The 25,674-nt window shown below is 68.0% G+C and carries 24 protein-coding genes and 1 riboswitch; of the genes, 11 read left to right on the plus strand and 13 right to left on the minus strand.

What is annotated here, in order from left to right; genetic code table 11:
• Positions 1 to 63 precede the first annotated feature (63 nt).
• Positions 64 to 1,020, plus strand: coding sequence for a LysR substrate-binding domain-containing protein (locus ACFWP0_RS15590; protein ID WP_377843501.1), 957 nt, complete (start codon positions 64 to 66; stop codon positions 1,018 to 1,020).
• On the opposite strand, the gene ACFWP0_RS15595 is transcribed toward ACFWP0_RS15590, so the two are convergent.
• Genes ACFWP0_RS15595 through ACFWP0_RS15605 form a run of 3 tightly spaced genes read right to left on the minus strand, consistent with a single transcriptional unit; the run spans position 1,017 to position 3,579 of the window.
• Positions 1,017 to 1,805 (minus strand): ABC transporter ATP-binding protein, encoded by a 789-nt coding sequence (locus ACFWP0_RS15595; RefSeq protein WP_377843503.1) that lies wholly within the window; start codon positions 1,803 to 1,805, stop codon positions 1,017 to 1,019. The two genes, ACFWP0_RS15590 and ACFWP0_RS15595, sit on opposite strands and share 4 nt — an antisense overlap.
• Positions 1,793 to 2,563 carry an ABC transporter permease gene (locus ACFWP0_RS15600; protein WP_377843505.1) on the minus strand — a complete coding sequence of 257 codons (771 nt, stop codon included), beginning with the start codon at positions 2,561 to 2,563 and terminating at the stop codon, positions 1,793 to 1,795. Before ACFWP0_RS15600 ends, ACFWP0_RS15595 begins: the two co-directional genes overlap by 13 nt.
• Before the next feature lie 17 nt (positions 2,564 to 2,580).
• Positions 2,581 to 3,579 carry an aliphatic sulfonate ABC transporter substrate-binding protein gene (locus ACFWP0_RS15605; RefSeq protein WP_377843507.1) on the minus strand — a complete coding sequence of 333 codons (999 nt, stop codon included), beginning with the start codon at positions 3,577 to 3,579 and terminating at the stop codon, positions 2,581 to 2,583.
• A 247-nt stretch (positions 3,580 to 3,826) separates the two neighbouring features.
• On the opposite strand from ACFWP0_RS15605, the gene ACFWP0_RS15610 reads away from it, so the two are divergent.
• The 4 genes from ACFWP0_RS15610 to ACFWP0_RS15625 are packed head-to-tail and all read left to right on the plus strand — an operon-like array spanning position 3,827 to position 7,385.
• The gene (locus ACFWP0_RS15610; RefSeq protein ID WP_377843509.1) at positions 3,827 to 5,014 is read left to right on the plus strand and encodes an NAD(P)/FAD-dependent oxidoreductase; all 1,188 of its coding nucleotides are present in this window, start codon (positions 3,827 to 3,829) and stop codon (positions 5,012 to 5,014) included.
• 10 nt (positions 5,015 to 5,024) lie between these two features.
• Positions 5,025 to 5,678, plus strand: coding sequence for a HutD family protein (locus ACFWP0_RS15615; protein WP_377843511.1), 654 nt, complete (start codon positions 5,025 to 5,027; stop codon positions 5,676 to 5,678).
• 25 nt (positions 5,679 to 5,703) lie between these two features.
• Positions 5,704 to 6,453, plus strand: a complete 750-nt coding sequence (locus ACFWP0_RS15620) for an electron transfer flavoprotein subunit beta/FixA family protein (protein WP_377843513.1) — start codon at positions 5,704 to 5,706, stop codon at positions 6,451 to 6,453.
• Positions 6,453 to 7,385, plus strand: coding sequence for an electron transfer flavoprotein subunit alpha/FixB family protein (locus ACFWP0_RS15625; protein ID WP_377843514.1), 933 nt, complete (start codon positions 6,453 to 6,455; stop codon positions 7,383 to 7,385). Before ACFWP0_RS15620 ends, ACFWP0_RS15625 begins: the two co-directional genes overlap by 1 nt.
• 11 nt (positions 7,386 to 7,396) lie before the next feature.
• On the opposite strand, the gene ACFWP0_RS15630 is transcribed toward ACFWP0_RS15625, so the two are convergent.
• The 3 genes from ACFWP0_RS15630 to ACFWP0_RS15640 form a co-directional block, all read right to left on the minus strand.
• Positions 7,397 to 8,410 (minus strand): LysR family transcriptional regulator, encoded by a 1,014-nt coding sequence (locus ACFWP0_RS15630; protein WP_377843516.1) that lies wholly within the window; start codon positions 8,408 to 8,410, stop codon positions 7,397 to 7,399.
• A 33-nt stretch (positions 8,411 to 8,443) separates the two neighbouring features.
• Positions 8,444 to 9,247: an N-formylglutamate deformylase gene (hutG, locus tag ACFWP0_RS15635; protein ID WP_377843518.1), complete on the minus strand. Its 804-nt coding sequence runs from the start codon at positions 9,245 to 9,247 to the stop codon at positions 8,444 to 8,446.
• A gap of 144 nt (positions 9,248 to 9,391) precedes the next feature.
• Positions 9,392 to 10,342 carry a LysR family transcriptional regulator gene (locus ACFWP0_RS15640; RefSeq protein ID WP_377843520.1) on the minus strand — a complete coding sequence of 317 codons (951 nt, stop codon included), beginning with the start codon at positions 10,340 to 10,342 and terminating at the stop codon, positions 9,392 to 9,394.
• A 127-nt stretch (positions 10,343 to 10,469) separates the two neighbouring features.
• Here ACFWP0_RS15640 and ACFWP0_RS15645 point away from each other — a divergent pair, with 127 nt between their 5' ends.
• Positions 10,470 to 11,672, plus strand: coding sequence for an MFS transporter (locus ACFWP0_RS15645; RefSeq protein ID WP_377843521.1), 1,203 nt, complete (start codon positions 10,470 to 10,472; stop codon positions 11,670 to 11,672).
• A gap of 50 nt (positions 11,673 to 11,722) precedes the next feature.
• On the opposite strand, the gene ACFWP0_RS15650 is transcribed toward ACFWP0_RS15645, so the two are convergent.
• Positions 11,723 to 12,766, minus strand: coding sequence for a LacI family DNA-binding transcriptional regulator (locus ACFWP0_RS15650; RefSeq protein ID WP_377843523.1), 1,044 nt, complete (start codon positions 12,764 to 12,766; stop codon positions 11,723 to 11,725).
• Between the two features lie 141 nt (positions 12,767 to 12,907).
• Here ACFWP0_RS15650 and ACFWP0_RS15655 point away from each other — a divergent pair, with 141 nt between their 5' ends.
• From ACFWP0_RS15655 to ACFWP0_RS15665, 3 genes are all read left to right on the plus strand, one after another.
• Positions 12,908 to 14,257, plus strand: a complete 1,350-nt coding sequence (locus ACFWP0_RS15655; protein ID WP_377843525.1) for an MFS transporter — start codon at positions 12,908 to 12,910, stop codon at positions 14,255 to 14,257.
• The gene (locus tag ACFWP0_RS15660; RefSeq protein ID WP_377843527.1) at positions 14,254 to 15,636 is read left to right on the plus strand and encodes an amidase; all 1,383 of its coding nucleotides are present in this window, start codon (positions 14,254 to 14,256) and stop codon (positions 15,634 to 15,636) included. Before ACFWP0_RS15655 ends, ACFWP0_RS15660 begins: the two co-directional genes overlap by 4 nt.
• Before the next feature lie 124 nt (positions 15,637 to 15,760).
• Positions 15,761 to 16,444 (plus strand): MarC family NAAT transporter, encoded by a 684-nt coding sequence (locus ACFWP0_RS15665; RefSeq protein ID WP_377843529.1) that lies wholly within the window; start codon positions 15,761 to 15,763, stop codon positions 16,442 to 16,444.
• 3 nt (positions 16,445 to 16,447) lie between these two features.
• Here ACFWP0_RS15665 and ACFWP0_RS15670 read toward each other — a convergent pair whose 3' ends face one another.
• Positions 16,448 to 17,083: a TetR/AcrR family transcriptional regulator gene (locus tag ACFWP0_RS15670; RefSeq protein WP_377843531.1), complete on the minus strand. Its 636-nt coding sequence runs from the start codon at positions 17,081 to 17,083 to the stop codon at positions 16,448 to 16,450.
• A 252-nt stretch (positions 17,084 to 17,335) separates the two neighbouring features.
• Between ACFWP0_RS15670 and ACFWP0_RS15675 the strand changes: the two genes are divergently transcribed.
• Entirely contained in the window at positions 17,336 to 17,518 is a 183-nt protein-coding gene (locus ACFWP0_RS15675; RefSeq protein WP_377843533.1) for a hypothetical protein, read from the plus strand.
• Positions 17,519 to 17,567: 49 nt separating this feature from the next.
• Here ACFWP0_RS15675 and ACFWP0_RS15680 read toward each other — a convergent pair whose 3' ends face one another.
• The gene (locus tag ACFWP0_RS15680; protein ID WP_377843534.1) at positions 17,568 to 18,854 is read right to left on the minus strand and encodes an LLM class flavin-dependent oxidoreductase; all 1,287 of its coding nucleotides are present in this window, start codon (positions 18,852 to 18,854) and stop codon (positions 17,568 to 17,570) included.
• Positions 18,855 to 19,058: 204 nt separating this feature from the next.
• A riboswitch (TPP riboswitch) is annotated at positions 19,059 to 19,165 on the plus strand.
• 103 nt (positions 19,166 to 19,268) lie between these two features.
• Between ACFWP0_RS15680 and ACFWP0_RS15685 the strand changes: the two genes are divergently transcribed.
• A complete protein-coding gene (locus tag ACFWP0_RS15685; RefSeq protein ID WP_377843536.1) occupies positions 19,269 to 20,720 on the plus strand; it encodes a sodium:solute symporter family protein in 1,452 nt (483 codons plus the stop codon).
• 40 nt (positions 20,721 to 20,760) lie between these two features.
• Here the strand turns inward: ACFWP0_RS15685 and ACFWP0_RS15690 are convergent, their stop codons facing one another.
• From ACFWP0_RS15690 to hutH, 4 genes are read right to left on the minus strand one after another with little or no spacing between them, the layout of a single operon-like run.
• Positions 20,761 to 21,591, minus strand: a complete 831-nt coding sequence (locus ACFWP0_RS15690; RefSeq protein ID WP_377843537.1) for a phosphate/phosphite/phosphonate ABC transporter substrate-binding protein — start codon at positions 21,589 to 21,591, stop codon at positions 20,761 to 20,763.
• 12 nt (positions 21,592 to 21,603) lie between these two features.
• Complete coding sequence (locus ACFWP0_RS15695; protein ID WP_377843539.1) at positions 21,604 to 22,608, minus strand: ornithine cyclodeaminase family protein; 1,005 nt, start codon at positions 22,606 to 22,608, stop codon at positions 21,604 to 21,606.
• A 13-nt stretch (positions 22,609 to 22,621) separates the two neighbouring features.
• Positions 22,622 to 23,629: a Bug family tripartite tricarboxylate transporter substrate binding protein gene (locus ACFWP0_RS15700; RefSeq protein WP_377843540.1), complete on the minus strand. Its 1,008-nt coding sequence runs from the start codon at positions 23,627 to 23,629 to the stop codon at positions 22,622 to 22,624.
• 42 nt (positions 23,630 to 23,671) lie between these two features.
• Entirely contained in the window at positions 23,672 to 25,396 is a 1,725-nt protein-coding gene (gene hutH, locus ACFWP0_RS15705; protein WP_377843542.1) for a histidine ammonia-lyase, read from the minus strand.
• Between the last annotated feature and the right edge of the window lie 278 nt (positions 25,397 to 25,674).

Here is a 25,674-nt window from a genome sequence, read left to right on the forward strand (position 1 = left end):
ACTGATCGGCCGCCCGCGCGAAAGCGATACTTTTTCAATCATGGGTTGAGATAAACTCAACCGATGGCCGATCTCCCCAACCGCACTCCGCCGCTGGCCGCCTTGCGCGCCTTTGAAGCCGTTGCCCGGCTGGGCAGCCTGAGCCGCGCCGCCGCGGAACTGAACGTCACCAAGAGCGCGGTCAGCCATCAGCTGCGCGCGCTGGAGGCCGATCTGGGCGTCTCGCTGCTGCGTCGGGGCGGCACCGTGCGCCGGGCCGAAACCACCGAAGCGGGCGCCGACCTGCTCGCATCGGTACAACAGGCCTTGACCCTGCTGGAGACCGCCTGCCGCAATGTCCGCGCCACGGCGCGCGGCCGCCGGCGCTACAGGCTGAACGTGTCGGCCAACCCCTCGCTTGCCGCCCTGTGGCTGGCGCCGCGCATCGGGCGCTTTACTGAATTGCATCCGGATATCGACATCCAGGTTTACCTGCATGCCAGCCAGGATCCGGCCTGGAAGAGCCAGGACATCGACCTGGCTTTTCTGCACGTGCGCGCGATGGGGCCGCACAACGCGGAAGCCGGCGACATCCCGCTGATGAGCGAAACGGTCGTGCCCGTGTGCAGCCCGGCGCTGATCGACGCGTCCGACCGCGACGACCCCCGTGTTTTCCTGCGCCACCGCTGGCTGGAGGAAAAGCACATCGACAGCCCCGAGACCGACTGGCGGACCTGGAGCCCCAGGCTGGGCCTGGCGGGGGCGGACTGGCAGGACCCGATGGTGCTGAGCGGCCTGAGCACCGTCGTGGCCGCGGCGGCCGCGGGCGTGGGCATTGCGCTGGGCCGGGCGCCGCTGATCGACGAGGACCTGGCCAGCGGCCGGCTGGTGCCGCTGGTGCCCCATCTGCGCATGCCGGGCTCGTGGGGCTATGTCATGCGCATCCACGCCAACCGGCCGATGGACCCGTCCTTGCCCGCGCTGGTGGAATTCCTGGCGGAAGAGGGGCGCAGCACGGGGGCGTGGCAGAACAGGCCCTAGTCGCCGGCCAGCTCCATGCTGCTCGTCACTTCTTCCTGCACGCGTTCCCAGATGGCCCGCTTCAATTCCACGAAGCGGGGCGACAACTGCACGTCGGCGCTGCGCGGATGCGGAAGGTCGTTCTGGATGTCCTGCACGATGCGGCCGGGCTTGGAACCCATGACCGCCATGCGGGTCGACAGGGTCAGCGCCTCGTCGATGGAGTGCGTGATGAAGACGATCGTCTTGCCGCTCTGCTCGTAGATGGACAACAGCTGCTCCTGCAGCACCTGGCGCGTCATGGCGTCCAGCGCGGCGAACGGCTCGTCGAACAGCATCACGTCCGGGTCGTTGGCCAGCACGCGCGCAATCGACACGCGCTGCTTCATGCCGCCCGACAGCGCGTGCGGGTACTTGTCCGCCGCCTGCTTCAGGCCCACCATCTCGATGAACTTGCGGGCGATCGGCGCGCGCTCCTGCCGGGACATGCCGCGCATCTTCAGGCCGAACTCCACGTTCTCCTGCACCGTGCGCCAGGGAAACAGCGCGTACTGCTGGAACACCATGCCGCAGGCGGCCGTCACGTCCGCGACCTGCTTGCCGTTGATGGCCACCGTGCCGGTGTTGGGGGTGATGAAGCCCGCCATCAGGTTCAGCAAGGTCGACTTGCCGCAGCCGGACGCGCCCAGCAGCACCAGGAATTCGCCCCGCTTGACATCGAGGTCCACCTTGTCCAGCACGGTCACGTCGCCATAGGCCTTGGAGACGCCGGAGAGCCGGATCATCGTATCGTTCATCGTTGCCATGCCAGCACCCATCGCTCAAGAAGCCGCAAACACAGATCGGTCACCAGCACGGTGAAACTGATCAGCACCATGCCCAGCACCACGGTGTCGGTCTGGAAGAACTCCTTGCCGTTCATGATCATGAAGCCCAGGCCCTCCTTGGAGGCCACCAGTTCGGCCGAGATGACGCAGGTCCAGGACAGGCCGAGAATGATCTTCATGCCCGACAGGATCTGCGGCAGACAGCCGGGAAACAGCACCTCGCGCATGACCTGCCAGCGGTTGGCGCCCAGGTTGCGCGCGGCGCGCACCAGCACCGGATCGATGCTGCGCGACGCCTCCATCACATAAAGCAGGGCGGGCACGAAGGAGCCCATGAACACGATGCTGTACTTCTGCGTTTCGGTGATGCCGAACCACAGCAGCGACAGCGGAATCCAGCTCATCGAGGGCAGCGGACGCAGGAACGAGATGATGGGATCGAAGACGGCGCGGGCCACCCTGGACGTGCCCAGCAGGATGCCCAGCGGAATGGCCACGATCACGGCGGCCAGGAAGCCCACCATGACCCGCCGCGTGGAGGCCAGCACGTTGTAGAACAGCGTGCCCTGGTCCGACATGGATAGCGCGCGCGCCAGCACCTGCGACGGCGCGGGCAGGAAAATGGGATCGACCGCGCCGGCGCGGCACAGGCCTTCCCACAGCAACAGAAAACACAGAAGCGAAAACACGCTGACCCAGAGCAGGCGTGTTTCCCTTGAAGACGGACGCGTGGACATAAGCAGACTGTCCCGGCTTACAGGTACGAGGCCTGGACCCAGTCCTTGACGGCGGGCGCGCGGTCGATCTGCTTGAGCGACACCAGCATCTCGGCAAGCTTTTGCATGCCGTTGACGAAGTTGCCCGGATCCACCATCAGCGCCTTCTGGTCCTCGGCCGAATACCACTGCGTCTGCTTGATGACGGCCAGCTGGTCCGCCTTGGACAGGCCGGTCAGCTCCAGCAGCACGCCCGCGGCTTCCTCGGGCTGCCCGCTCAGCATGGCGTTGGCCTGGAACACCGCCTGCAGGAACTTGCGCACGGCCTCCGGGTTTTCCTTGCCCAATCTCGTGTGCGTCAGCAGCACGTCGGGGCCGGGGGTGATGGCGTACTGCTTGTAGAGCGAGAACGCGGTGTCGTCGAGCAGCACGCGGGTGCCGGGCACGGCCTTGATGCGGTCGAAAGCCGGCGTCCAGGCCACCGCCGCGTCGATCTGCCCGCCCTGGTAGGCCGACAGCAGATTGGTGGCGGGCAGGTTGATGATGGAGACGTCGCGGTCCGGGTTCAGGCCCGCCTGGCGCAGCACGTCCAGCAACAGCACGTGGGCGCTCGACGCATAGGTGACGCCGATCTTCTTGCCTTTCAGGCCCTCCACCGACTTGACGTCTTCGCGCACCAGCACGCCCTCGGCGCGGCCGAAGTTATTGGGCGTGGCGATGACCTGGAACTGCCGCGCGCCGGCCGCCATCAGCGCCAGCGACGACACCACGCCGGTGCCGGCCAGGTCGATGTTGCCGGCCATCACGGCGCTCATGCGGTCGGAGGACGTGGCGAAACTCTGCCACTTGATGTCCAGTCCCTGCTTGGCGAAAAGGCCCGTCTTCATGGCGATGTAGGCCGAATAATGGCCCAGCCAGGCGGAGCCGCCATAGGTGTACGACGCGCCGGCGGCGCGGCCTATCATGGGAAATCCAAGGGCGCTTGCGCCCGCGATGGCGGCGGTGCGCACCAGCATGGCGCGGCGATTCATGTTCATATTTTTCCCCTACTTGAACGTAGATTGACTGATAGATTTCATGTCGCCGGCACTCTGGGGTGCGGCAGACGAGACTGTCGCCCGAGCGCCGGGCGGCGGCATGAATATAAGCAGCGACGATGGTCAAAATTCGTCGCGCTTAAGCAATCCAGGCGCGATGCTTTTATTAAGTATTCGCCATGCTTATATTGCGGCGGCCCCAAAACGCCGGGTTCACACTCGCGGCACTTGTCCTTGGAGCCTTGTCGTGAAAAGTTATGACGTGATCGTGATTGGTGCCGGCGTGATCGGCAGTTCGGTGGCCTTTCACCTGGCCGAGCTGGGTGCGAAGAACGTGCTGGTGCTGGATCGGGAAACGATAGGCGCGGGCACCACCTCGCAGTCTTCCGGCATTCTGCGAACCCACTATTCCGTGCGCGAGAACGTGGAGCTGGCCCAGCGCTCATGGAGCGTGTTCAACAACTTCGCCGGCTACGTGGGCGACGAGGAGGCCTCCTGCGGCCTGGTCAAATGCGGCTACCTGATAAGCGCGGCCGACAACGACAAGCTGGAACCCTTGCGCAGCGCGCTGGCGCAGCAGCAGGCGCAAGGCATTGCGCTGGAACTGCTGAACCCCGCCCAGGCCCGCGAACTGCTGCCCATCGCGTCCTTTGACGACGCCGCGCTGATCGGCTTTGAACCCGAAGCCGGCTTTGCCGACGCCTACCTCGTGGCCACCAGCTTTGCGCGCGGCGCGCGCCGCCGCGGCGTAACCATCCGCGAAAACGTCAACGTCCACCGCCTGCTGGTGGAAAACGGCCGTGTGGCGGGCGTGTCCACCTCCGAAGGCGACTACGCCAGTCCGCTGGTCATCAGTACCCAGAACATCTGGACGCCGGAACTGGCCGCATGGACGGGCGTGGCCATGCCCGTCGTGCCGGAGCGCCACGCGGTGCTGGTGCTGGAATGCGACGAAGCTCCCTATACGTATTCGATGCCGGTCTACAAGGACCTGGCCTCGCCCGGCATGCTGTATTGCCGCAGCTACGGCGGCAACCAGATGCTGGTGAGCGAAGGCATCGTCGGCGAAAAGCTCCAGAACAGCGACGCCGAGCAGGGCGACATCCCGCTGGACTACGTGGCCGAAGTGGGCGCGCAGGTGGCCGAGCGCTTTCCCGCCTACGAGACCGCGGGCCTGGCGTCGTCGTGGACCGGCGTCTATGACGTCACGCCCGACTGGAACCCCGCGCTGGGCCGGGTGGCGGGCGTCGATGGCCTGATCGTGGGATTCGGCTTTTCGGGCCATGGCTTCAAGCTGTCGCCGACCGTGGGCCGCGTGCTGGCGCAGGAAGCGCTGGGGCTGGCCACCGACGTGTCGCTCAAGCCCTATGACCTGGGCCGCTTCCAGAGCGGCGCATTGCTGACCGGGAAGTACGGCCTTGGCGCGGTTTCCTGATGCTCGCGGCATGACGCAAGCCAACTGGCTTGCGCTGCCGCCCGAGCCCTGGAAAAACGGCGGGGGCGTCACGCGCACGCTGGCGGCGGACGCCGGCGCGCGCTGGCGGGTCAGCATTGCCGACATCGATGCCGATGGCCCGTACTCCTGCTTTCCCGGCTATGACCGGGTGTCCGTCGTGCTGATGGGCCAGGGCGTCGAGCTGCGCGGCGACGGCGAGCCGGTTTCCCTGCTGCCGGGCGCGCCCGCGCGGTTTGCCGGAGACGCGGCCTACCAGTCGCGCCTGGCGGGCGGGCCGGTGCGCGTGCTGAACCTGTTCGTCCAGCGCGGCGCGGCCCGCGCCCGGGTTGCGTGCGTGGGCGGGACGGCGCAAGCCTGCGCGGCCGGATCCTTGCCCGATGCGGCGGGGGAGCGCCAGACCATCCGGATGACCGTGGCCGTGAGCGCGGGAAGGCTGAGCGGGCCGGATCCCGGCGCGCAGCGCGAACTGGCCGCGGGCGAGTTCAGCGTGGGCGGCGGCGCTGCGGGAGACCTTTTCCTTCCCTCTGAAGCCACGGTCCCGGGGCGCGTCGCCGCGGTGCGGCTGGACATCGCCGTGCTTGCGTCCGGCCCCGGCTTTTCCATCCCGTCCGGGGCGCCGGGCAGGCGCCAGGGCGGTTGTTGATTCCCTTTTTCCCAGGAGTGTTTTCATGAAGGTAATTGCCGCGGTCAAGCGCGTGGTTGACTACAACGTCAACGTGCGCGTCAAGGCCGACCAGAGCGGCGTGGATATCGGCAACGTCAAGATGTCCATGAATCCGTTCGACGAGATCGCCGTCGAGGCGGCCGTGCGCCTGAAAGAGCAGGGCGCCGCCGCCGAAGTGATTGCCGTGTCTTGCGGCACGGCCCAGTCGCAGGAGACGCTGCGCACCGCGCTGGCCATCGGCGCCGACCGCGGCGTGCTGGTGCAGACCGATGCCGCGCTGCAGCCGCTGGCGGTTGCCAAGCTGCTGCGCGCCGTCGCGCAAAAGGAAGCGCCCGCGCTGGTGATCCTGGGCAAGCAGGCCATCGACGACGACGCCTGCCAGACGGGCCAGATGCTGGCCGCCCTGCTGGGCTGGCCGCAGGCCACCAACGCCAGCGCCATCGAGATCGGCGCCGGCACGGCGCGCGTCACGCGCGAGGTGGACGGCGGCCTGGAAGTGGTGGAGCTGACCCTGCCCGCCGTCGTCACGGCCGACCTGCGCCTGAACGAGCCGCGCTACGTGACCTTGCCCAACATCATGAAGGCCAAGAAGAAGCAGGTGGACATCGAGACGCCGGAAGGCCTGGGCGTGGACCCCGTGTCCCGCCTGGAGACGCTGCGCGTGGAAGAACCCGCGGCGCGCGCGGCCGGCGTGAAGGTCGCCGACGTGGCCGCGCTGGTCGACAAACTGAAGAACGAAGCCAAGGTGATCTGATGACCGTCCTAGTTATTGCCGAACACGATAAACAGGCGCTCAACGGCGCCACGCTCAACGCCATCGCCGCCGCCGGCAAGCTGGACATGCCGGTGCATGTGCTGGTGGCGGGCGCCGGCGCGCAAGGCGCGGCCGCCGCCGCTGCCCGCGTCGCCGGCGTGGAAAAAGTGCTGCTGGCGCAGGCGCCGCAGCTGGCCGACGGGCTGGCGGAGAACCTGGCCGCGCAAGCGGTGGCGGTGGCCGCCGGCTACTCGCATCTGTTCGTGCCCGCCACCGCGCATGGCAAGAGCGTGGCGCCGCGCATCGCCGCGCTGCTGGATGTGGGGCAGGTGTCGGATGTGATCGAGGTGCTGGCGCCCGACACCTTCAAGCGTCCCATCTATGCGGGCAACGCCATCGCCACGGTCAGGAGCGGCTATCCGGTGGTGGTGGCGACGATACGCCCGACGGCCTTCGATGCCGCATCCGGCGAAGGCGGCAGCGCGCCGGTCGTGGCGGTCGAGGCAGTGGGCGATACGGGACGGTCCCGTTTCGTCAGCCGCGAAATCGCGGTGTCCGAACGCCCCGACCTGGGCAGCGCGCGCGCCGTGGTGTCGGGCGGGCGCGGCCTGGGCAGCGCGGAGAACTTCAAGCTGCTGGATCCGCTGGCCGAGAAGCTGGGCGCCGCGCTGGGCGCATCGCGCGCGGCGGTGGACGCGGGCTATGCGCCGAACGACTGGCAGGTCGGGCAGACCGGCAAGATCGTCGCGCCCGAGCTCTACGTGGCGGTGGGGATTTCGGGGGCCATCCAGCATCTGGCCGGCATGAAGGACTCCAAGGTCATCGTCGCCATCAACAAGGACGGCGACGCGCCGGTCTTCGGCGTGGCGGATTACGGATTGGTCGGAGATCTGTTCGAGGCCGTGCCGGCCTTGACGGCCGCGCTGCCCTGACGCTGCGCGGTTCAGCGCCGCAGGTTGCGCCAGAGCGTGGCGGGCGGCAGCCCCAGGGCCGGGGCGATGTCCTTCTGGATCAGGCGTTCCATCGCCATCAGGATCACGTCCCGGGCCTCGGTGGGCAGCTTGCCCACTTCCTGCTGGCGCGCGGCCAGATAGAGCGTGCGCGACAGGCTGGCGTCCTCGCCGCGGGCGATGCCCAGATAGGGCGCCAGCGGCAGCACGCGCAGTTGCTCCAGGAAATGGCGCGACTGCCAGATGCACAGCGGCGTGCTGATCCCGAACCCCAGCCCGGCCGTGACCAGGCTGAGCAGCGGGTCCGTATTGTCGAACTCGTAGGTGCGCTCGATCATCACGCCGTGCGATTCGACCAGGCGGTCGATCTCGGCGCCGATGAAGGAGCGCGCGCTGTAGCGGATGAACTGGGTGCGCTTGCCCAGTTCTTTCAGCGTATCGATCCTGTCCATGCTCATCGAGCGCGGCACGATCAGCACATAGGGTTCGCTGAACAGGCTGTACTTGCGGATGGTGGGCTTGCCTGCCGACGCGCTGGTGGTGACCACCAGGTCGAGCTGCCGGTCTTCCAGCTGCTTGTCCAGCACGGGTGTGATGCCCGACCACAGCCGGATCTGGCGCGAGGCGCCGGACAGGCCGTGGATCAGCGTCGGTCCCAGCGTGCCCGCGAACGAGTCCACGCAGCCGAAGCGGACGATATTGCGCTTGGCCCGGCTCAGGTTGCGCACGCTTTCCGTCATGTCGCCCGCCTGCGCCAACAGGCGCGCGGCGTGGTCAAACAGCAGTTCGCCGGCGGGCGTGGGGCGGGCCGGCCGGGTGCTGCGGTCCAGCAGCTCGGTCGACATGGCGGCCTCCAGCTGCTTGATCCGCTGCGACACCGCGGCCTGCGACAGGCCCAGCAGCCGCGCCGCGCCGGACACCGACGCGGCTTCCACCACCGCCACCCAGGTCAGCAGCAGGCTCCATTCGGGATAGTTTTCCGTGCTGCTGAACAAAAAGCGGTTCATCGCGGGCGGCGTCCTGGGCGGGGCGTCGGGTGTTCAGCGCCGGCGCGCGATGGCCTGGCCCAGCGCCGCCCGCACCATGCCTTCGACGACCGGAATGACCTTGTCCGCCAGGTCGGGACGGTAGCCGTAGGGGTGCGTCTCGTCCATGTAGGTGGACTGGCACATCTCAAGCTGGATGGCGTGGACGTTGTCGGCCGACGCGCCATAGTGGCGCGTGATGTAGCCGCCCTTGAAGCGGCCGTTGACGGCCCAGGTGTAGTCGGCGCAGTTGTCCAGCCGCGCCTGGACGGCGGCCAGGATATCGGGCGCGCAGGCGGCGCCGTCGGAGGTGCCGATGTTCAGGTCGGGCAGCTTGCCTTCGAACAGGCGCGGCAGCACGCCGGCGATCGAATGCGCTTCCCACAGCAGCACGGCGCCGTGCTCGGCCTTGATGCGGTCCAGCTCTTCGCGCAGCTTGGCGTGATAGGGCTGCCAGTACGTCTGCAGGCGGTGCGCGCGCTCGGCGTCCGTCAGCACGGCGTCGTTCTGGTAGAGCGCGTCGCCGCGGAAGGTCTGCGTCGGGCACAGGCCGGTCTTGGTCTGGCCGGGATACAGGCTTTCGTCGTTGGGCGGGCGGTTCAGGTCGACCACGTAGCGCGAGTAGCGCGCGCCGATGACGGACGCGCCCAGCGCTTCGGCGAACTGGTACAGCGTGTCCAGGTGCCAGTCGGTGTCGCCGGACTGCAGGCCCAGCGGGGTCATCTGCGCGCGTTGCGCATCGGGGATCTGGCTGCCGAGATGGGGAATGGAGATCAGCAGCGGGGTGGCGCCGCGGCTGAAGTGGTAGATGTCGCTCAAGGGAAAACTCCGGGTAACAAAGGCAGTGCGCCGCGGGCCGGCCCGCGGTGCGCGGGCGATCGTATGCTAGGCAGCGCGGCCCGCCGCAGGTATTGCATCAGTTTAATGGATATTGATAATCAGGCCGGGTGATGCAATGCGCGGCTAGCGCGAGGGCTGCGCATGCCTGGACCATGGCGCGCCGCTGCTCCAGCGGCCGGCGATCTCGTCGATCAGGACCCGGACCTTGGGCGCCAGATGCCGCCGGTGCGGATACACCGCGCACACGGGGGCGCCGGCCGGCGCCGCGGATTCCAGCACGGGCAAGAGCCGCCCGGCGCGCAGGTCGTCGCCGACCAGGAAGGCGCCCAGCTGAACGATGCCGCCGCCCGCCAGCGCCGCATCGCGCAGGGCTTCCGTGTTGCCCATCCTCAGCCGCCCGGCGACCTGCACGATGCGCTCCTGGCCGTTGACGGCAAAACGCCATGGCACGAGCGTCCCTGCGTGGGTGAAGGCGATGGCCTGGTGCCGGCCCAGCTCATCGGGCGTGGCGGGGACGCCATGCCGCTCCAGGTATTCCGGCGCCGCGCAGGTGATCAGGCGGTGCGGGGCCAGCACCCGCCGCACCAGCCGGCTGTCCGTGGCGCCGCCGATGCGGATGGCGACGTCGATGCCGTCCCGCACCAGGTCGGCGTAGTCGTCCGAGAAGCTGACGTCGGCCTCGACGGCCGGCCATCGCTCCAGGTAGTCGCGCAGCAAGGGCATGATGTGCAGCCGGCCCAGCGACACCGGCAGGTCGATGCGCAGGCGTCCGCGTGGCGCCTGCCTGCGGCTGGCCATCGCGTCCGTGGCGTTGTCGACCTCGGACAGGATGCATTGCGCATGCTCGTAGAAGAGGCGGCCCTCGTCGCTCAGGCTGACGCTGCGGGTGCTGCGGTTCAGGAGCCGCGTCCCCAGGCTCTGCTCCAGGCGCGCGATGCACTTGCCGATGGCCGAGCGCGACAGGCCCAGCCGTTCGGCGGCCATCGTGAAGCTCTGCGCGTCGGCCACGCGCACGAACGCCAGCACATCGCCAATGTGGTCCAGACGGGCGGGCGGGGCGGTTTTATTGTCCACGTTTTGTCCCTTTTGTTTATCTATCTGCCTACTTTATCAGCGGATGGGAAACAGTAGACTGCGTAGGGGTCGGCCCGGCCACGGGCTTCATCGGAAACACCTACGCATCATGACCCGAAGCGCTTCCTTGGCTAGTCCTGTCAATCCTGGCCTTCAATCCCCCGACCCCGCGCCCACCGGCCCGGACGCGCGCTCGTGGCTGAGCGTGACCGCCGTGGGGCTGGCCACCTTCAGCGTCGTCACGACCGAAATGCTGCCGGTCGGCCTGCTGGTCCCCATCACCGCCTCGCTGGAGGTGTCGACGGGCATGGGCGGATTCATGCTGTTCGTGCCCGCGATCCTGGCGGCCCTGTTCGCGCCGATGGTCGTCGTCGGCGCAAAGGGCGCGGACCGCCGGCTGATCCTGTGCGGCTTGCTGGCGCTGCTGGTTTGCGCCAATCTTGCCAGCGCCTGGGCGCAATCCATGCCGTGGTTCCTGGCGGCGCGCGTGCTGGTGGGATTCTGCATCGGCGGCATCTGGGCGATCGCGGGCGGGCTGGCGGCCAGGCTCGTCCCGCCCGGCTCGGTCGGGCCCGCCACCGCCATCATCTTCGGCGGGGTGGCGGTGGCGTCCGTGCTGGGCGTGCCGCTGGGCGCATTCATCGGCGAGGCCGCCGGATGGCGGGCCGCGTTCGGCGCGATGGCGGCGTTCTGCGCGGGCGTGCTGCTGCTGAATGTCGTGGCCTTGCCGCCGCTGCCTGCGCAGCGCGCGCTGTCCGCGCGGCTGCTGGCGTCGCAACTGGCCAATCCGCGCCTGCGGCTGGGCCTTTTGGTCACGCTGCTTCTGGTGGCCGGCCATTTCATGGCCTACACCTTCGTCCGCCCGCTGCTGCAGTCCCATGCCGGATTCGGCCAGCACTGGATCGGCCCGCTGCTCTTCGCCTATGGCGCGGCCGGGGTGGCCGGCAACTTCATGGCGGGCGGCGCGGCCTCGCGCCATCCGGGGGCAACCCTGCTGGCGATTGCCGCCGGCCTTCTGGCGACGCTGCTGCTGTTCGGCTGGCTGGGGCACCTGCGCGCGGCGGGCGTCGTCTTGCTGCTGGCGTGGGGGCTGGCGTACGGCGGCGTGTCGGTGTCCCTGCAGACCTGGATGATGAAAGCCGCGCCCGGCTCCGTCGAAGCGGCAACCTCGCTGTTCGTCGCGGTGTTCAACCTAGGCATCGCGGCCGGCTCGGCGCTGGGGGCGCCCAGCGTGGATGCCTTGGGGCTGCGGGCCAACTTGTGGCTGGCGGCGGCCTGCATGCTGCTGGCCGTGATCGCGCTGTGGCCGGCGCGGTCCCGCTTGCGGTAGAAGGCAGGAAGCCGGTCGCCCGCTGCTGCGGGGCGGCCGCGCCCCGCGGATCAGCCCGGGATCTTCCGGTTGCTGCTGCCGCGCACCACCAGCGCGGGCGCCAGCCGCTGGCTTTGGGGCTGGCCGCCCGCGATTTTCTGCAGCAGCAGTTCCAGCCCCAGCCGCCCCATCTGATGCATGGGCGAGCGTATCGTGGACAGGCCGATGGGCAGGGCGCCGGCCAGCGGCGTGTCGTTGTAGCCCACGATGGCGACGTCGCGGCCGGCTTCCAGTCCGTGGTCCCGCGCCGCGCCCATCACGCCGACGGCCAGGAAGTCGTTGACGGCGAAGATGGCGGTGGGGCGGTCGGCGGCGGCCAGTAATTGCGCGCCCACGACGCGGCCGGCGTCGGTGTCGAACGGACTTTCGATGCGCCACTGCGGCGGGACTTCCACGCCATGCTGCGCGCAATAGCTGAAAAAGCCCTCGGACCGGTCGCGGCCGGTGCTGGCGAACGGCTCGCCCACCATCACGGCGATGCGCCGGTGGCCCATGTCCAGCAGGTGCTTGGCCGCCAGCCGGCCGCCCTCGACGTCGTCGCACGTGACCGCGCAATGGCTGTCGGCGTGGCGGCTGACCAGGACGAAAGGCACGTCCCGCCGGGCCAGTTCGGCCAGTAGCGGGTTGGGGGGCGCGTCGGCCGGCGCGCTGTGCGCATCGCCCAGTATCAGCCCGTCCACGCGCCGCGCCAGCGCCATTTCGATCAGCTTGCGCTGCTTTTCGGGCACGTCCTGGGTGTTGGAGACGAACGTCAGGTAGCCGTGCTCGGCGGCAGCCTCGTCGATGCCTTCGTAGATGGTGGCCAGCACCATGTCGGACAGCCGCGGCACCAGGACGCCGATCGTGCGGCTGCGGCGCGTCTTCAGGCTGGCCGCGTGCGGATTGGTCTGATATTGCAATTCGGCGGCAAGCGCCCGGATGCGTTTCACGGTGTCCGGCGCCGCGGCGCCGCGCGCATCGTCTTCGGAACCATTGAGGACCCGCGACACCGTCGAAACGTTCAAACCGAGCTGCCGCGCCAGGCTTTGCAGCGTGACAGGGCGCGATTTATTCATGGGGCTGGAGGATACACGCGGAAATAGCGCAGCAGGGCATCTCGCGGCAACCTAGGGTTTACACCGAATCGATTTTTGCCTTTGAACCCCTTAGCATTGCGCAACCCAAACGTTTGGGTAAACCGACTGGATCGAAACGCAATGACAACTGAAAGCCAGAATTCCCGGTTCCGGTACCGGATCTTCACCATGGTCGTGCTGCTGGCGCTGATCAACTACATCGACCGCGGCGCCATGTCTTACGCCGCCGCCCACATCACCGGCGAGTACGGACTGGACCGCGGCGAATGGGGCTCGGTGCTGGGCTACTTCGGCTACGGCTACATGGTCGGCGCCCTGTTCGGCGGCATGCTGTCCGACCGCTATGGCCCGCGCAAGGTCTGGATCGTGGCCGGCGTGGCCTGGTCCCTGTTCGAGATCGCCACGGCCTGGGCGGGCGACTTCGGCCTGGCGTTCCTGGGCGGCTCGGCCCTGGCCGGCTTTGCCACCGTCCGCATCCTGTTCGGCGCGGCCGAAGGGCCGGCGTATTCCATCATCAACAAGACCATCGCCAACTGGGCCACCACCCGCGAACGCGGCTTCGTGGTCGGCTTCGGGCTGCTCAGCACGCCGCTGGGCGCCTTGCTGACGGCGCCGGTGGCGGTGGGCCTGCTGACGCTGACCGACAGCTGGCGCGCCATGTTCTTCATCCTGGGCGGCGCGGGGCTGGTCGTGCTGGTGTTCTTCATGCGGATCTTCACCGACCGCCCCGAGACCAACCCGCGCGTGTCGGCCCAGGAACTGGCCGATATCCAGGCCTCGCGCGCCCAGTCGGCCACCGCGGCCGACGAACCCGGCGCGCCCGTGCTGCCATGGTGGAGCTTCTTCCGCAGCAAGACGCTGCTGCTGAACACGCTGGGCTATTTCTCGTTCATGTACGTGAACTTCCTGCTGCTGACCTGGACGCCCAAGTACCTGCAGGACAACTTCGGCTACAGCCTGTCCTCGCTCTGGTACATGGGCATGATCCCCTGGATCGGCGCCTGCTTCACGGTGCTGCTGGGCGGCCGCATCTCCGACCTGCTGTTCAAGCGCACGGGCAGCCTGAAGATCGCCCGCAGCTGGTTCGCCGCCGCCTGCCTGCTGGCCACCACCTTGTGCTTCCTGCTGGTCTCTCAGGCGCAATCGGTGTTCGCCGTGATCGCCCTGATGACGCTCGCCAACGCCCTGAACGCCTTGCCCAACTCGGTCTATTGGGCCGTGGTGATCGACACCGCGCCCTCCAATCGCGTGGGCACTTTCAGCGGCCTGATGCACTTCTTCGCCAACATCGCGTCCATCCTGGCGCCCACGCTGACGGGCTACCTGACCGCGCGCCATGGCTATTCGGTGATGTTCGTCGCCGCGTCGGTCGCCACCGCCGTGGGCATGTTCGCTATGCTTCAGGTGCGCCCCGGCGTCGGGCCCCGCATGCCCGCCCGCCCGGCGCTGCAACCTGGAGCCGCCAAATGACCGACCGCAGTTCTTCCGTCCCCCCGCTGGCCGTGGAGGCCGGCTTCTTCCGCGGCCGTCGCATCGCCGAATTGCAGCAGGCCATGGCCGGCGGCGGCCTCACCGCGGAGGACCTGGTGCGCCACGCGGGCGCCGCCATCGAGCGGCTCAACCCGCAGCTCAACGCCTTCGTCCACGTGGACATCGGCGCTGCGCTGGCCACCGCCCGCGAACGGGACGCCGAGCGGGCGCAGGGCAAGGCGAGGGGGCCGCTGCACGGCATCCCGGTAGCCATCAAGGACAACGTCGACACGGCCGACATGCCCACCACCATGGGCGCGGCGCACTTCCTGGGCCACCGGCCGGCGGCGGATGCGCGCTGTGTGGCGCTGCTGCGCGAGGCCGGCGCCATCATCGTCGGCAAGACGCTGACCCACGAATTTGCCTACGGCCCCACCGGAGATCGCAGCGTGCAGGGCGCGGCGCGCAATCCGTGGCGCGCCAGCCAGATCACCGGCGGCTCCAGCGCCGGCAGCGCGGGCGCCGTGGCGTCGGGCATGGTGCCAGTGGCGCTGGGCACCGATACCGGCGGTTCCGTGCGCGTGCCGTCCGCGCTGTGCGGCCTGGTCGGCTTCAAGCCCACGCATGGCCGCGTCTCCGACGCGGGGGTGTTTCCGCTGTCGCCCTCCCTGGAAGATCCTGGCGTGCTGGCCGGCTGCGTGGAAGATGCGCAGCTCTTCATGCAGGCCTTGAGCGCCGGGGCCATGGCTCCGGCGGCGGCCAGCGGGACGGACGGCCCGCGCGTGGCCTGGGTGGCCAACGCGCCCTTCGCCATCGACACGGCGGCCGTCACGGCGCGCGTGCGCGCGGCGGCGCAACGCCTGGCCGGCGGCCCGCTGCGCGATGCCCCCGAGGTCACGCGGCATGCGCGCGCGCTGCAAGCCGCGCTGGGCGCGATCCAGCGCGCCGAAGCCTACGAGGTGCATGCCGAGCGGATCGAGGACCAGCCCGAGAAATTCGACCCGGAAGTGCTCGAACGCCTGCGCGCGTCGCGCGGCGTGCTGGGGTGGGAATATGTGCGCGCCCTGAAGGAGCGGGCGCGTTTGCAGGCCGAGTTCGCGCGCCTGTTCCAGGAGGTAGACGTCCTGGCCTTGCCGACGGTGGCCATTACCGCGCCCGCGTTGCAGCAGCGCAGCGTGGCGGGCCCGGGCAGCGCCGGCGTGCGGGAGACCCTGCTGGGCCTGACCAATCCGTGGAATGTGCTGGGCCTGCCGGCGATCAGCCTGCCCGCCGGCTGGGTCGACGGCCTGCCCGTGGGCTTGCAGCTGGTGGCCGCGGCGGGGGCCGACGAGGCCTTGCTGGCGCTGGCGGCCAGCCGCTGGCAGCCGCCCCGCGAGTGACGCGTCTGCGGGCCGGCGGCGGCGGGGGCAAAGCGATGTGATGTAGAGTAGATTGCGCGCGAGACCCGGAGTGCCGGCAAATTTCAACTGCGCATGCGCGCCGCACCTACTCTAGCGAGGCTCGATGACCGACGACCTGATCCAACTGGGCAAGCTGGTCAGCCTGGGCCTGGCGTTGATGCTGCCGCTGGGCAATCCCTTGACCTCCATGACCTTGCTGCTGTCCCTGGGACAGCAGATTCCCTACCGGGAACGCCAGCGCCAGGTGACCCAGGCGGCGTTCTACGTGGTCGGCATCATGATGGTGACGTTCTACGCGGGCGCCTGGATCATGCACACCTTCGGCATATCCATTCCCGGGCTGCGCATCGCCGGCGGGCTGATCGTGGTCACCATCGGCTTCAGCATGCTGTTTCCCACGGACCAGCCCCGCGCCCTGGAAGCGGAAGCCGCCGCCGACGCCGAAGAGCGGCAGACCCCCAACATCGCCTTTGTGCCGCTGGCGCTGCCCGGCACGGCGGGGCCGGGCAGCATCGCCATGATCATCAGCGGCGCGGCGTCGATGGATACGGCCATCACGCCGGACTATTCGCCTTGGGTGGTGGCCGTGACCCCCGTCATCGTCTTTTCGTTGCTGGGCCTGCTGTTCTGGGTCTGCCTGCATTTCGCCGGCCGCATCGTGGCGGTGATCGGCAAGAGCGGAGTCGAGGCCATCTCGCGCGTCATGGGATTCCTGCTGGTGTGCATGGGCGTGCAGTTCGTCATCAACGGCGTCCTGGAAATCGTGAGCAAGTATCCCGGCGGCTGAGCGCTAGGCGCCATAGGCGTGCAGCAGCATGTCGACCCCATAGCGGCAGGTGGCCAGGTGGTCGGCCTGCGGCCCGCCGGCGTAGCCGCCGACCAGGCGCGCGTGGAACGCAATGCCATGGATCATGTTTCCCAGCGTCAGGGCCGCCTGGCGCAGGTCGTCGATCTTGAGTTCGCCGCGTTCGCAGGCCAGCCGCAAGCATTGCTCCAGCGGCCCGTGGACCTGCGTGTCCACTGACTGCTGCAGCGACGCGGCCAGTTGCGGCATGCGGTGGCATTCCGCCACCAGCAGGCGGTACAGGGCAGCGGATTTGGGCTGGACGGCATAGGTCAAGAGGCGCACGGCCAAGTCGTGCAGGGCCGCGCCGACCGGCTGCTCGGGCAGCGCGTCCGGAAACACCGTTGCGCGCATCTTGTCGAGTTCGTGCTGGAGCACCGCGGCCAGCAGGCCTTCCTTGTTGCCGAACAATTGATAGGCGGTGGTGGCCGATCCGCCGGCCTGCTGCACGATGCGGTGGATGGAGGTTTGCGCGTAACCGTGTTCCAGCAGCGACTGCGTGGCCGCTTCGAGCAGGCGGAGCCGCCGGGCTTCGCCCTTGCTGGTCAGCGCGCGCGGCGTCGATCCGATGGGATCGTTCATCCCGGCTCTCCTTTTTGCTCTTGTTTGCTTCCTCTCCGTCGGCAGAATGTAGCCCGGCGACAAAATGTAATGTAGAGTACATTACACAATTGAATATTCCACGTGCAGCTGCTAGGGCACACGAGCCCCGCGTTTTGTTTTTGCCCGAGACGCCATGACCGACTCTCCGTCCCTCTCTCCATCTTGCCGCTTGCCCCAGGCATTCCAGCCGGGCCGCAAGCGCACGGAAAGCGGCCGGCCCGGGAGGGCGCCATGATGTCCTGGCTATTGCTGGGCTTGATTGCCCTGGCGACGGCAGGGCTGGGCGCGGCGCTGCTGCGCCAACCCGGGATCGTGCTTTATGACTGGTTCGCGACCCGCGCCAGAAAGCCCGCGCCCGCCGCCAACACACCGCTCAAGAATGAAAGGCGCCGGCCAGCCACGCAGGCCGGCTGAGTGCTTGCGTTCGCGCCTTGCGGCGCGCGGCATGGCCAGCGCCGCGCCGTCAGCGACGCGGCCTCTCCAGCCCCAGGTGCCCGCGCAGCGTGCGGTGCTCATAGTCGGTGCGGAACAGCCCGCGGCGCTGCAGGACGGGAACCACCTGTTCCACGAAATCGTCGATGCCGCCCGGCAATGACGGCGGCATCAGGTTGAAGCCGTCGGCCCCTTCGTTCCTGAACCAATGCTCCATCTGGTCCGCGATCTGTTCGGGCGTGCCGACCATCGTGCAGTGGCCGCCGCCGGCCGCCAGCCGCCCCAGCAACTGGCGCACGGTGGGCTGCTCGGTTTCGATGATGCGCAGAATGGTCGCGTACCGGCCCTTGGGTCCGGTGAATGCCGCCAAGGGGGGCAGGGGCGGCACGGGCGCGTCCAGTTCCCAGCCCGCGCAGTCCTGCAGCACAAAGGTGCCCAACTGGCGCAGCGAAGCGTCGCTGGGCAGCAGGATATCCAGCTCGCGTTGCTTGGCGCGGGCTTCGGCCTCGGTGGAGCCCACGTAGGCGACCAGGCCGGGCATGATGGGCACGAAGGCGTCGCGCCCTGCGGCGCGCACGCGCTGCTTGATGTCGCGATAGTAGGATTGCGCCGCGGCCAGGTCGTAGGCGACGGCGTAGATGGCTTCCGCGCGCCGGGCCGCCAGGTCGCGGCCCTGGTCGGAGGCGCCGGCCTGGAACAGCACGGGATGGCCTTGGGGCGGGCGCGGCACCGTCAGCGGGCCGTCGACGAGGAAGTGCTCGCCGTGGTGATTGATCTTGTGCACGCGGTCGGGCACGCCATAGACCCCGCCGCGGTCGATGGCCAGGGCGTCGTCCTCCCAGGAGTCGAACAGCCGCAGGGCCACGTCGACGAACTCCTCGGCGCGCGCGTAGCGCCAGTCGTGGCCCGGCATGGCCTCGTAGCCATGGTTGCGCGCCTCGGCGTCGAACATGGACGTCACCACGTTCCAGCCCATGCGCCCGCCCGAGATGTGGTCCAGCGACGCGACCATGCGCGCCGCATGAAAGGGCGTGAAGAACGTGCTGGAGACGGTGCTGATCAGGCCGATATGGGTGGTGGCGCGCGCGATCGCCGCCATGGTGGTCAGCGGTTCCAGGTGCCAGCGAGGTCCGTCGCCGATGTTGTCCGTCGATTGGCCGTCGGCAAAGAAAATGGCGTCGAGCTTGCCGCGTTCGGCGGTGCGGGCCAGGCTTTCGTAATAGCTGATGTCGCCCAGGCGCTCGGCGGCCGAATCCGGATGGCGCCAGGCGGCGCGGTGGTGGCCGCAGCCGAAAATGAACAGGTTCAGGTGCATCATGGCGATCAGCGCTCCGCGCGGGCGAACAGGCCAAAGGCGAAGGCGAGGGGGGCAAAAGACATGATCGGGCTCGTCGGTTCCATCGTCAGGCACGCCATCGGGTGCCGCAAGCGGGCGAACTTAGCATAAAACCGCGGCACGGGCGCTGGCTTGCGGCGGCCTGCAAGGCGCGTTGACATTGCCGCGCCGCTCTCCTAACCTTGCGGCAATTCCTGGGGGAGCCCTGTTCGGGCTGAGATTCCGCGTCGCCGCGGTAACCCTTTGAACCTGATCCGGGTAATGCCGGCGAAGGGAAGGACATCGCACGTCTCGCGCGCCCTCCCTAGACTTTTACTCATCTTGCGGCCTACGCCTTGCGGCGGGCCGCTGCGTTGCGCGTCCGGCCCAAGGCCGGCCGCGGGAGGACCGATCTACATGCTGACCCAAACCACCGCCCTGATGTGGCTGCTGCTGTTTTCCGGCGGCTTTGCCGTGGCCAGCGTGCTGTACACGCGGCGCAAGCGGGGCACGCTAGAGGACTACATCGTGGCGCGCAACAGCCAGGGGGCCTTCGGCACGATCCTGACCCTGATGGCGTCCACGCTGGGCGCCTGGATCCTGTTCTCGCCCGCGCAGGCGGCAACCTGGGGCGGCCTGGCGGCGGTGATCGGCTATGCGCTGGGTTCGATGTCGCCGCGCCTGGTCATGATTCCGCTGGGGCGGCGCATGCGCGAGCTGATTCCGCACGGGCACACCCTGACGGAGTTCCTGATGGCGCGCTACGGGCGGCCCATGTACGGGCTGGCGCTGTTCATCATGCTGTTCTACCTGTTCATCGCCTTGTCCGCCGAAGTCACGGCGATCGCCAAGCTGGTCGCCATGCTGGCGCCCGTGCCGCTGTGGGCGACCGCCGCCATCGTGATGGGCACGACCCTGCTGTACACGACCTACGGCGGCCTGCGCTCGTCCATCTTCACGGACCAGGTGCAGATGATGGTCATCGTGCCCCTGCTGGTGGTCCTGTGCTTCGTGGGCTGGCAGGCCGCCGGCGGGGCCTTGCCCACCATCGAGGCGCTGCAGGCCAAGGCCCCGCAATTGTTGGACCTGACCGATCCGGTGGGCGTGAAGGCGGGGCTGACGTTCTTCGTGGCGATCCTGCTGACCGGCATTTTTCACCAGGGCAACTGGCAGCGCATCTACGCCGCGCGCGATGCGCGCACGATGCGCAACGGCTTCCTGCTGGGCGGCGTGCTGGTGGCGCCGTTCATCTTCCTGATGGGCCTGTTCGGCCTGGCCTTTGTGGGGCTGGCCCCCGGGGGCGACAGCTCGATCGCGCTGTTCAGCGTCATCATGCCGCACGCGCCGGCGTGGTTCGTCATCGCCCTGATCCCGCTGGGCCTGTCGCTGGTGATGAGCACCGCCGACACGGCGATCAGCGCGGTGTCCAGCATTATCGCGGTCGACCTGCGCCGCCTGATGCCCAACGCCCGGACCATGACCATGAAGCGGCTGGCGCGCTGGCTGGTGCTGCTGATGGCGATTCCGGTCATGATCGTGGCCTCGCAGGGCTACAGCGTGCTCTACCTGTTCCTGCTGGCCGACCTGCTGTGCTCGGCGGCGGCCTTCCCGGTGTTCTATGGCCTGTTCAGCCGCAAGCACGACGGTTTCACCGCCACCGCCGCCACGATCACGGGCCTGGCTGCCGGCCTGTTCTTCTTCCCGGCGCCGGGCGACAAGCCCACCTTCCTGCTTGAGTCCTTCCTCTTGGCGGCTTTCGTGCCGGTCGTGACGACGGTGCTGATCCGCTGCCTCGCCCGCCGCCGCAAGGAGTTCGATTTCTCGACCCTGAGCGCCGCGGTGCGCAGGCTGGATCAGGAGACGGTTTGAGGGAAATCTCGCGGCACGGGTAGAAGGGCGGTCGCGCCGATCAGACAATTTCCCCGTACCCCCGCTCGACTGCCTGCCGTTCCATATCGATCAACGCTTCGTAGCGGGCGGCGTCGGGCTGAACGAACCGCGCCACATGGGCCTGCTGCAACAGCCCCTTGAACCGGTCGTCCTCGTGCATGGCCAGCAGCGCCCCGGCGAGCTTTTCCGTGGCGCCGGCATCCACATCGGGGCCGGCCACGAGCAGGGGGTTCGGCGTCCACGGCGTGACGGCCAGCGTGCGCAGCCCGGCCAGCGCAGCCGGGTCGTGCGCGCGCAGCAGGTCCAGATACCACCCGTCCACGGCGGTGAGGTCGATCTCCTGCCCGGCCAGGGCGCGCAGCAGGCCGCGCGGATTGCCGTAGGGGCCCTTCGATTCGGCAAAAAACCGCGGACGCGAGGGACCGCCCAAGGGCGCAAGCGCGGCCAATGCGGCCCGGGGCGCGTTCCAGCCCGATTGGGAATCCCGCACCATCCAGCCGTAGCGCGAGCCCGCCGCGTCGGCGAGGGTTCGCCAGCCGCTGTCCGCGCGGACCAGGAATTCGCTTCGATAGCGCGGCAAGCCTTCGTACGCAGGCCATGAGGGCACGACGCACGCCATCGGCGTGTAGCGCCGCCCTTCGTGGACGGCGCGCACAAAGGGCCAGCCGCACATGAACACGCCGCACAGTCCCGGGCGTTCCCAGAGTTCGCCGATGGGCGTGGGCCAGGCATGCTCGACGAACTGGACATCCAGTCCCGCGCGGACGTGGGCCGCATGCAAGAGCGCATGCCATGCCGCTCTTGCGGCCGGCGCCACGTCGTACATCCTGGTCGAAGTGATGAGTGTCATGGCGGTGTGAACCTATGCGAATTTCAAGGTCTGGCCCAGGCCCATCTTGCGCGCCTTCTCCAGCATCGCATGGCCCAGCGCGATATCGGTCGTCGACAGGCCGCGGTGCCAGAAAAGGATGGTCTCGTCCTCGCGCTCGCGCCCCGGCTTGACGCCCGCGACGATCTGCCCGAGTTCGGCATGCAGGTTCTCTTCGGTGACGCGGTCGCTGTCCACGTGGGCGCGCAGCGCGCCGTAGGGCAGTCCCTTGCGGCACTGGCCCCAATCGTCGACCACCACCTTGCTCATGATGTCCGTCAGCGAGAGCTCCACGGCGCTCATCGTGCCGTAGGGCATGACCAGCGCGCCGGGCTTGATCCACTGGGTTTTCAGCAAGGGCGTGGGGGCGGGCAGGCGCGAGGCCTCGACCACGATGTCGGCGCCGCGCACGCACGATTCCCAATCGTTCACCACCTTCACCGGCTTGCCCAGGTCTTCGGACAGCCGCAAGGCAAAGGCCTGCTGGCTTTCCGGGCGGCGCGAATGCACGCGTATTTCGTCGAAATCGTAGAGGCTGTCGAGCAGGCGCACGTTCCAGTAGGAGGTGCCTCGCGCGCCGATATGGCCAAGCACCTTGCTGTTCTTGCGCGCCAGGTGCTTTGCGCCCAGGGCCGTGACCGCGCCCGTGCGCATGTCGGTAATGGCGGTCGCGTCAATGACGGCCAGCGGCTTTCCATTGAAGGGGTCGAACAGGTTGAGCAGCGCCATTTCCGAGGGCAGGTCGTACTTGTAGTTATCGACGAAATCGCTGACGACTTTCACGCCGGCGATGCCCAGCGGCTCGATGTAGCCGCGCAAGACGTTGAAGTGCCCCTTGTCCGAGGATTCGGGCACCAGGTGCATGCGCGGCTCGATGACGGTCTTTCCGCGCCCTTGGGCGTCGAGCGCGCTTTCAACGGCCGCCAGGATTTCGGCGTCGGTCAACGCGAGCGCGCGCGCGTCGGGGCCGTTCAGATAGGTGATGTCTATGGATTGCATGGGGTCTCCTCGGCTATTGGATGGGCTCGATGCCCGCTTTCTTGAGAATGTCGGCCCACTTCCGGGTCTCTTCCTCGATCGTCTTGGCAAACGCCTCGCGCGATGAGCCTGCGGCATCCACGCCCAGGCCGGCGAATTTCTGGCGAACGGTTTCTTCGTTCACGGCCGCGGCGAAATCCGTTTGCAGCTTTTCCAGGATGTCCGCAGGTACCTTCGCGGGGGCGACGATGCCGTACCACGACGTCACGTCAAAGCCCGGGTAGCCGCTTTCGGCGATGGTGGGCACGTCAGGCAATTGCGGCAGGCGGTTCGGTCCGGCAATGGCCAGCGCGCGCAGCTTGCCGTTCTGGACCTGCGGCAGCACGGTGGAGACGCCGGCAATGATCATGTCGACATTTCCCGCGATGACATCGTTGACCGCCGGGGCCATGCCGTTGTACGGGATATGGCGGATGCTGATCTTGGCCGACTGGTTGAGCAGTTCGCCGGCCAGGTGGGCGCCGCTGCCGGGGCCAGGCGACGAGTAGTTCAGCTTTTGCGGATGCTGCCGGGCATAGGCGACCAGCTCCGCGAAGGTCTTCACCGGCAAGGCGTCATTTACCACCAGCACGTTGGGCGATGTGGCCAGCATGGTCACCGGCACGAAATCCTTGGCGGTGTTGAACGGCAGCTGCGTATAGAGCAGCGGATTGACGGTCAGGTTGCCCGTGGGCGCGAGCGCCAGGGTGTAGCCGTCCGGCTTTGCGCGCGCAACCTGGGCCATGCCGATGTTGCCCGACGCGCCGGGCTTGTTCTCGATGATGACGGGCACGCCCCATTTGGCGCTGAGCTGCTGGCCCACGATGCGCGGCAGGACGTCGGCAATGCCGCCCGCGCCGAATGGCACGACGATGGTGACCGGGTGGTCCGGAAATCCGCTGTTCGCGGCGGATGCGCCCGTCGCGGGCAATGCGCCGGCCAGAATGGCGGCCGTGGTCAATATTGCGGAAGCGGTGCTACGAAAGGCAAGAGACGTTTTCATATTTTCCCCTTGAAAGTCTCACTGCACGGAAACAGCCTGGCGCTACTGTGCAGCGTCGCGGGCCCCTTGAAGAAAGCGATCGGCCTGCGCGATGTCGTCGGCCAACCGCCGGTCTTGCGATAGAAATCCAACCTGCTTGCGAAATGCCTGGAGCAGCGCGCCGGTGCCGGCGCCGGTCTGGCGCTGCGGGTCGGCCCGTGTCCGCAGGTCCACGGCCTGAGCCGCATGCATCAGCTCGATTCCCAGCAGCGTGCGCAGATACCTGACCTGCTTTTGCACGCGCTGCGCGACCAGGGGCGCATTGGTGCCGATATCCTCGATGTTGCCGGCCAGCGCCAGCGCATCCGAAGACACGGGCTGCGACAGCGAACGGATCTCGGAGGCCAGGACGGAGACCGGCTTCTGGATCGTGGTGTAGGCCAGCGTCCGGTCATCGGGAGCAAGAAAGCGCGACAGCTGCGTGAACGTGGGATCGCCCATGCGCAAAGTGCGCTGCGCCGACGACTGCGCGACTTGGGACAGGGCCACGCCGACGCTCTGCAGCGGCAGCACCCATACCGTGGGATCGAAGCTGGCGCTGGGCAGGATCGCGCCGCGCACATCGCCCTGGGTCACGTAGTAGCGGGCCTCTTGCGGGGTCGCGTCCTTGGGCGGCTCGACGTCCAGGGCGACCGTGGGATTGTCGTCGGAGCTGTTGATCTGGATGGCCAGTTGCGCCTTCAGCGCCTGCAGCGTCTCGCGCGCCGCGCCATGGACCTGGCTGATGGTGCGAAAGCTCAGCGGGTCTTGCAGCGGGCGCTTGTCGTCCTTCTGCCAGAGCGCGCTGCCGCGCAGCATCTCGACGATACCCTTGGCGGTCTGCTGCTGCGCGCCGTAAGGGCGTTGCGCCTGCGTGGCCGCCAGCAGCGGCGCCACGTTGCCGTTCAGGCCTTCAAGCGACAGGGCGGCGACCTCGTCGGCCCGTTTCAAAATGGCTGCGGCATCGTGCGCGGCCAGCACCGCCAACGCCGCGCCATACGCGTTCGAACTCAGGATGGAGAGCGAGTCCTTGGCATAGGGCCTGGCCGGCGTGAGGCCTGCCCGGCGCAATGCGTCGGCCGCATTCATCACTTCCCCGCCCATGTCGATCTTTCCTTCGCCCATCATCGCCAGCCCGATCTGCGGCAAGATGGTGATATCGGCTTGGCCCACGGATCCTTCTCCCAGCACCACCGGGGTCAGGCTCGCGTTCAGGAAGGCGGCGTACTGGTCGACCAGCGCGCGGCTCATGCCTGTGCCGCCAAACAGGGCGGTATTCAATCTGATGACCATCGTCGCCCGCACCGCGTCGGCCGGGGCGGGTTCGCCAAACGCCACGGTGTGCGAGAGCAGCATGCGATGGTTGAACGCTTCGGACAGGCCGCGCGCTTCGTCGGATATCGTGTCGCCCGAGAAAATGGTCTGGTCCTTGTTCTGGCCGACCCCGCGGTTCAAGCCGTACACCGGCTGCCCCAGCCGCGCATATTCCAGCAGGAGCGCATGCGAGCGCTCCACCCGCGTCAGCGCCGCTTTCGAAACCTCCACCGCGCGCCCGTTGCGGGCGACATCGACAACCTGGTCCAGCGTCAGGGTAGCGCCGTCCAGGACGAGGGCAGGCTGCGCGGCTGGCGATGCAAACGCGCCGCCCGCCATGAGCACGATGCCCGCCAATGCCATGCTGGCTTTGATTCCGAATGCGTACGGCAAGGCGATGACGGCGCGGCGCGTAGCCGGGGATGGACGGTGCATCAAAACTCCTTCGGAGGGATAGGAAGCCGAGCAGCAGGAAAGCCTCGAATTGGCTTACGGAATGCCGTCGCGCACGCCCCGCATTGGGGGCTCATGCTGGACGCTTGCGCGGCGCAATCGATGGGCATGATTTAACTTGTATATACAAACATAGTCAACCACGTTTTTTCGGTCGAATTGCGTCGACGAGGAAGCAGCTTTGGACGGGTTTCCGGTTTCCCCTTGGACGCTGCGATGCGCGCAAAGCAGAACCGATACGTGTCGCATAGGCGTCATAC

Source organism: Achromobacter sp. NPDC058515 (assembly GCF_042721735.1).
Lineage (GTDB): Bacteria > Pseudomonadota > Gammaproteobacteria > Burkholderiales > Burkholderiaceae_B > Achromobacter.